Below are 6735 nucleotides of genomic sequence, written 5' to 3'. Positions count from 1 at the left end.
ATCATCTCCCACCTGAGCCACTGTTTCACCATCTAGGATTATCTTATAGCTACTATGTCCGTTCTGCGCGCTCATTAACAGCGCACCCTCTCGACTGTATACCGTTAGCCGTTTTTGTCCACCCTGCTCTACAATGAGGCGATGACCGTGCGCATCGTACTGGTACTGCGTATCCCCTAATTGCGTTAAACGCCCCGCTCCGTTATAGCTTAAACTAGCTATGCCCGTATGGGTGACGCGTCCAGCGCAAAGTCGCGCAAAATGCGCGACCTACTGCGATGCGTACGACCCGATACTCTCATCAGAGGGTCTTGTGCATCGTCGCGCAATGTGCGCGACGTACGCGTAAAACATCTATTTTTTCAGCTTGGGTTATAGCCAGCGTAGGTGTACCGTGATTTCTTCTCTGTCATGATACAAATGTTTGGCTTGAATTTCGAAGCTCCGTTCGCCCTGCTCTTGCAGCTGCTCGGTTATTTGTTCCAAATACTGCTTTACAGAGGCGTAGCGTTGACGCATCGGTAGCTTTAAGTTAAATATTGCTTCTTTGCAGTATTCTTCTAACAGCCAGGCTGTCATTAGCTCACCTACCCGCGCAGGCTTTTCGACCATATCGCACACGAGCCAAGTGACATTGCGACGCTTGGGACGATATTTAAAACCGTCTTCACGAATGTGCTCTACCTGACCGGTCTCCATTAGGCTATCCGCCATTGGACCATTATCGACGGCTTGTACCATCATGCCACGACGTACCAGTTGATATGTCCAACCGCCCGGTGCGGCACCGAGGTCGACTGCACGCATACCGGCTTGAATTCGCTGCTCACGTTCCTCTTCTGGCACGAAAACATGAAATGCTTCGTCTAACTTCAACGTAGAACGACTCGGCCCATTGGATGGCATACGTAAACGCAAAATCCCTTCTTCATAAGGACTCTGATTGAAGCTGTAGGAATACCCCAATAAAGCGTACGCCTTATTAACAAAAAACACATGTAAAAACGGACGCTTCGCGAGTGGCTTCTTGCTCAGCAAATCTACAGCGCGTAAGCCCTGGCGTAACGGGACAGCAAACTTACGACAAAACTTAGCGATAGCGTTCGCTTCATTGCTATCAGGTGTTTCTACACGTAACGCCCCCGCTAGCCCGAACCACTCTTTATGAGGTTCTAACGCTTCTTTAACGACACTGACACGATCCTCAATACCTGCAAGCTGAGCACTTGCTAAAAGAACAAAAAACGTGCGGGTGAAGATGAGTTCTTTTAATGGTAATTTTTTGGCTAAATGATCCGCTTCCTCTGCTTGGCAATGATAAACCACATAGGCTTGATCGGCCTGTGTTTGGCAGTATCCATATACACCGAGTGCGGCTGCTTTTTCTTGGATCTCTGCCGCACAATCCCCTTCAAAACCTGCACGACACAGCAATACCAATCCATTCATGCTTTAACTGCTCCAACTAATAAGCAAATCCAACCCAAAATAAATAACAAACCACCGAGCGGTGTTATCGGACCAAACCATTTGATGCTGGTCAGCGCCAGCGCATATAAACTACCTGAGAATAATACCACACCTAACGCCCAGAAGATGCCCGCGGCCGCGACCCATGGTGAGGGGGCAAATCGAAGCCATAATCCCGCCAGCAATAACGCGAGTGTATGATAGAACTGATAGGTCACGCCGGTCTGAAATACCGCCAGTAACTGTTCGCTCAATCGACTCTTTAACCCGTGTGCCGCGAATGCCCCGAGCGCAACCGCTACCGCACCATATATTGCTGCAATAATTAGCAATAACTGACTCATCATTTTAAAAACTCCTCAGTAAGTTGACTCGCCTGAAGCCATAAGCGCCCTCGTAAATGACGTTTCGCGGCAGTCGGTTCAAACCCATGATCACCGCCCTCAAGCCATTGAATCTGCCAATGTGACGGCAATATTAACGCCCTATTGCGAACCTGTTTTGCAAATGGATCGCGCGTCCCCTCGATGATTAATCCGGGACTACGCGCATACCCTAACTCGTCTAAGCGAGAGCGCTCGGGTTTAGACGGTGGATTAAATGGAAACCCCAGCGCGATTTGACCCTGCGCTTCAAATTCATCCGCCAGTCGTAACATGACTCGACTTCCCAGTGACTTGCCTGCCAACCAAAGCGGTTTACCGTCTCGTTGTAACTCAGATAACCACATTCGCATTTGCTCAACTAAACGCTCTATCCTATCAGGCGGACGCTTAACTCCAGTTGCTCGGACTTTTTGCCAGTAGGGAAAATCAGGACGTACAACCTCAAAACCGAGTGCTTGCCACTGGTCGGTAAAAAACTCCATAAAAGGAGTATCTGGGCCACCCCCCGAGCCATGAAAAAAGACGATACGTTGCGTGTTGCTTTCACCCGCGACTTGATAGGTCGTTCCCTGTAGATGCTTCATTCTGATTCTAACTCGAAGGCGCGTTCTTCTTCGTGCACCAGTTGCATGATCCAGTTTCGAAAGGTGGCGATCTTACCGATTTCTGACTGATTGTCACGGCAGACAAGATAAAATGCCTTATTACGTCTCAGCGCCTGAGGAAAAATACGGATCAAGTGCCCGCTATCAATCTCAGGTTTAGCCAAAACGTGATTAGCTAAAGCAATGCCCTGCCCGTGCACTGCCGCCTGCAAAGCGAGGCTTGAGTGACTAAATACAGGCCCACCATCTTTTATCGGTTTACTTTCGCCCACCATTTCAAACCAGTCGTTCCAGGCATTCCGTGTTTCATCATGCAACAGCGTATGCTTTAGCAAATCGGCCGGGGTCTGGACGTTCATGCGTTCAGCCAAAATAGGTGAACACACGGGCCACAAATACTCTTTGTGCAAACGGTAACTCTTTACCCCTGGCCAGCGCCCATCACCATAATAAATGGCGACATCGACGTCGTCGGTGAGTGAGCCGGTAATTTCATCCACGGCTTTGATACGAATATCCATATCCGGGTGCGCCTCGCGGAAACTGCTCAAGCGGGGCACAAACCACAAAATAGCAAAGCTCGGTGGCACTGAGACGGTCAACGCCCCCTTTTCTGACACCAGTCTTAACTTGTCAGTCGCCTGTATTAGTTGCGCAAAAATATCTCTTAACTGTAGATAATACGCCTGGCCTTCTTCGGTCAGTAATAGTGTCCGATTACGCCGAATGAACAACTTAATTTGCAAAAATTCTTCCAGCGCTTTGACTTGATGACTCACCGCGGCTTGGGTTACGAATAGTTCTTCTGCTGCTTTGGTAAAGCTCAAATGGCGTGCTGCAGCTTCGAAAGATTTAAGCGCGTTCAGCGGCGGCAATTTTCGCATGTCATTTATCCCCGCCCATCGCGCCACTGAATTTATTCACCGCATCGATATACTTATCGCGGGGCAGTTCGTGTGCCATTAAGCCCAAAAATTCAGTAAGGTGGGTCAAAATTACGCTGACATTTAACTGCTCGCCATTATCGAACTTCAGCTTAAATGAGTGCCATAGAGGTGAGTAGTCGACCTCAGTAACATCAGCCCAGCGTTGCGTACGAGGTTGAGACCATGCCTGCGTATAACTGAGCTCTGATTGCTTCAAATTAATTTGTTTAAAGAAGATTTCGCCGGATAGCTTAAACGCGAAAACAACGCTCGCGAGGGCAACGATAGATGTAAGTATTTGCGACAATAAATCGTTTGGCCACTCTAAATAGGCTAACGCTAAAATGCACAGTGCGAGCCAAATGGCACAGATCGGAATGGTTTTAAACAGTAATGGATACGTCATTTTCATAGTTAAGCGTCTCTATTAGCACTCGAGCAACGAATACTATAACAGAGACGCTAAGCTATGAGCCACATGGGGTTCGGTTTAGCGTTTAATTATAAACGCACGCCACCGTCAATCTCCACGACGCGACCACTGAAAAAGTCGTTTTCAATGATATAACGCGCACTATGAGCGATTTCAGTCGGCTGACCCCAACGTTTCAGAGGTACCATGGATAAAGCACGTTCTACCGCTTCTGGCTTCATCTGAGCAGTCATCGGTGTTTCGATAAAGCCTGGCGCGATAGCACCACAGCGAATACCATAACGACCGAGTTCACGCGCCCAAGTAACCGTCATTGCCACAACGCCGGCTTTGGTAGCGGCATAGTTAGTTTGACCAATATTGCCCGCACGTGCGACGCTTGAGATATTAATGATGACCCCTTTCTTACCGGCTTTAACCATTTGCGCTGCCGCTTCACGACCACACAAGAAGGTACCCGTTAGGTTAACATCTAACACCGACTGGAATTGTTGCAATGGCATTTTCTGCTTGATTTCGCCATCTTTGAACTTAATCAATAACCCGTCACGCAGAAGACCAGCGTTATTCACTAAGACATCAATACCACCAAACTCTTGTTGAATTTGCTCAAATACCGTCTCGACTGATTCCTCATCGGTGATATCGACTTCATAGCCGATCACTTTTTTAGCACCCAACTTTTCACAGGTTTCTTGTGCATCACCCAATACGTCGCCGTTAATATCAATTAACGCCAATTGAGCGCCTTGCTTAGCAAAATCTTCTGCCATTGCCAAGCCTAAGCCTTGTGCGCCACCTGTGATTACAATTACGCTATCTTTTACTTGCATGAACTGCCTCTTTATTTTTTCGAGATCGGTGTCAAATAGTTAAAAATACTTGAGAAGTCTTGTCGACCATGGCCTTGCTGCGACCACCCATGATAGAGGTTACGGGTTAAAGCGCCCATCGGCGTAGCGGCGCCCGACTTTAACGCGGTTTGCTGTGCAAGACCCAAGTCTTTACTCATCAGATCAACCATAAAGCCACCCTGATAATCGTTACTCGATGGTACACCTTCCATCACGTCAGGGCATGGGTTATAAACTTCTAATGTCCAGTTGCGACCTGAACTTTGCAACATGATTTCGCTCAATACTTTCGGGTCAAGGCCATTGGCCTTGCCTAGTTGCAAGGCCTCAGAAGTCCCTACCATGAGTACTGAGAGCAACATATTATTGCATATTTTGGCGATTTGACCCGCGCCGACATCCCCCGCGCGGAACACATTTTTGCCCATGTCATTGAGTACGGTGCGAGCACGATCCACATTGCTCTCAGTGCCACCGCAGATGAACGTTAAGGTGCCTGCTTTCGCACCTCCTACACCACCTGAAACCGGTGCGTCAATAAAGGCAATACCCGCTTTCTGCAGTTGTTCTCCCACATAGATCGCGGCTTCCGAAGAGATGGTACTGCAATCAATGACCAACTGCTTATCTGTCAATACGTGTACAAGTCCCTCATCACCTAAGTAGACCGACTCGACATGATGGTCGGCCGGTAACATGCTGACGACAAACTCCACACCTTCAATCGCTTCGCGAGGGCTTGCACAGGCTCGGGCACCCGCAGCTTCAACCTGTGCTAGAGCGTCTTTCGATAGATCAAACGCATTTACATTGTGACCTGCTTTAGCCAAGTTCATGGCCATCGGTCCACCCATGTTACCTAATCCGATAAATGCGACATTCGCCATGTTCGACTCCTTCTTGTTGTCGATAGTTATTATTTTTTCATCAACACTTGCTCAAGCGCTGCTAATGGATGTGTACGCTCGCCCCACGGTGGATCGAAAAACCCGTCGATGGCCTCTTCCGTCACATCGCCTACGCTTGCAAACTGCCACTGCGGCTGTTTGTCTTTGTCGATGAGTAATGCACGAATACCCTCGGCGAAATCACCACGCACGGCGCAATTACACGATAATGTAAGCTCGAATCTAAAGCAGTCTGCTAATGACAGATCCGCACCATGATGAGTTTGTTGCCACACTAAGTGAGGCGTGATTGGGCAACCATGACTTAGATTTTTTTGCGCCTTCTGGAACCACTTATCATCTTGTTGCTCAGCCAAAACTCGTTGGGTCGCTTCCGTCACACTACTTGCAGACACACATTGTTGTATGGTCTCAAGATGGGGTTCAACTTGAGGAGTGGGTAACGCAGTATCATCTTGTTCAGCAAGACGCTCGAGTGTATCGGTCACTTTTTGATGATTCAGTGCGCCCGTATCACCCCATTCAATAGCCTGTAGTGCTTCGATGACTTGAGCTTTATGTTCGTGACCGACGAACTGATCAGCAAGATTAAGGAAAAGAGCGTCAGACGCATTCATAGTCGCGCCAGTCATCCCTAAGAATGCACCACAACCTTCCGGCATCCGGTTCAAGAAATACGTTGCCCCCACATCGGGGTACAAACCGATGGTTACTTCCGGCATCGCTAGCAATGAGCGTTCCGTTACAATACGGTGACTGGCGCCATTCATTAGGCCCATACCACCGCCCATCACAATACCATCACCCCAGCAGATGATCGGCTTTGGATAGGTCTGAATGGCATAGTCTAATTGATATTCCGTAGTAAAGAAGTTCTCGACTTCTTCAACTAATTGGCCGGGCTGTGCTTGCATCGCTTTGTACATAGCAACGATGTCGCCACCGGCACAAAACGCTTTTTCACCTGCGCCTTGCAGCCAAACACAAGCCACCTGAGGATCATCAGCCCAGGCTTGTAATTGGGGCAGCAGTGTTTCTGCCATTGCCAAGCTGAGCGCGTTGAGTGATTTTTCAGAGTTTAGCGTAGCAACGCCGATGACTTTGTCACCGGCGTTGATTGTTTCAAGAATTACGGGAGTTTGCATGCCGACTC

At 48.5% G+C, this 6735-nt stretch carries 8 protein-coding genes; all 8 read right to left on the bottom strand.

Annotated features, from left to right (window positions below):
- Positions 1–372: 372 nt before the first annotated feature.
- The 8 genes from rlmM to AWU56_RS03440 all read right to left on the bottom strand — a co-directional run bounded on the left by rlmM (position 373) and on the right by AWU56_RS03440 (position 6727).
- Entirely contained in the window at positions 373–1449 is a 1077-nt protein-coding gene (gene rlmM, locus AWU56_RS03475) for a 23S rRNA (cytidine(2498)-2'-O)-methyltransferase RlmM (RefSeq protein WP_006955281.1), read from the bottom strand.
- Positions 1446–1817 carry a DUF423 domain-containing protein gene (locus tag AWU56_RS03470; protein WP_286681768.1) on the bottom strand — a complete coding sequence of 124 codons (372 nt, stop codon included), beginning with the start codon at positions 1815–1817 and terminating at the stop codon, positions 1446–1448. Before AWU56_RS03470 ends, rlmM begins: the two co-directional genes overlap by 4 nt.
- A complete protein-coding gene (locus AWU56_RS03465) occupies positions 1814–2440 on the bottom strand; it encodes an alpha/beta family hydrolase (RefSeq protein ID WP_286681767.1) in 627 nt (208 codons plus the stop codon). Before AWU56_RS03465 ends, AWU56_RS03470 begins: the two co-directional genes overlap by 4 nt.
- Positions 2437–3345 (bottom strand): transcriptional regulator GcvA, encoded by a 909-nt coding sequence (locus AWU56_RS03460; RefSeq protein WP_272978418.1) that lies wholly within the window; start codon positions 3343–3345, stop codon positions 2437–2439. The genes AWU56_RS03465 and AWU56_RS03460 overlap by 4 nt, the downstream gene beginning before the upstream one ends.
- Before the next feature lies 1 nt (position 3346).
- Entirely contained in the window at positions 3347–3799 is a 453-nt protein-coding gene (locus AWU56_RS03455) for a hypothetical protein (protein WP_272978419.1), read from the bottom strand.
- Positions 3800–3888: 89 nt separating this feature from the next.
- Complete coding sequence (locus tag AWU56_RS03450) at positions 3889–4653, bottom strand: SDR family oxidoreductase (RefSeq protein WP_272978420.1); 765 nt, start codon at positions 4651–4653, stop codon at positions 3889–3891.
- An 11-nt stretch (positions 4654–4664) separates the two neighbouring features.
- Entirely contained in the window at positions 4665–5561 is an 897-nt protein-coding gene (gene mmsB / locus AWU56_RS03445) for a 3-hydroxyisobutyrate dehydrogenase (protein ID WP_272978421.1), read from the bottom strand.
- 29 nt (positions 5562–5590) lie between these two features.
- A complete protein-coding gene (locus AWU56_RS03440) occupies positions 5591–6727 on the bottom strand; it encodes an enoyl-CoA hydratase/isomerase family protein (RefSeq protein ID WP_286681766.1) in 1137 nt (378 codons plus the stop codon).
- Positions 6728–6735 lie beyond the last annotated feature (8 nt).

Origin of the sequence: Idiomarina sp. T82-3 (assembly GCF_001577655.1) — a bacterium.
Lineage (GTDB): Bacteria > Pseudomonadota > Gammaproteobacteria > Enterobacterales > Alteromonadaceae > Idiomarina > Idiomarina baltica.
The sequence above is the reverse complement of the archived record's forward strand: the minus strand, read 5'-3'. Positions and strand labels throughout refer to the sequence as shown.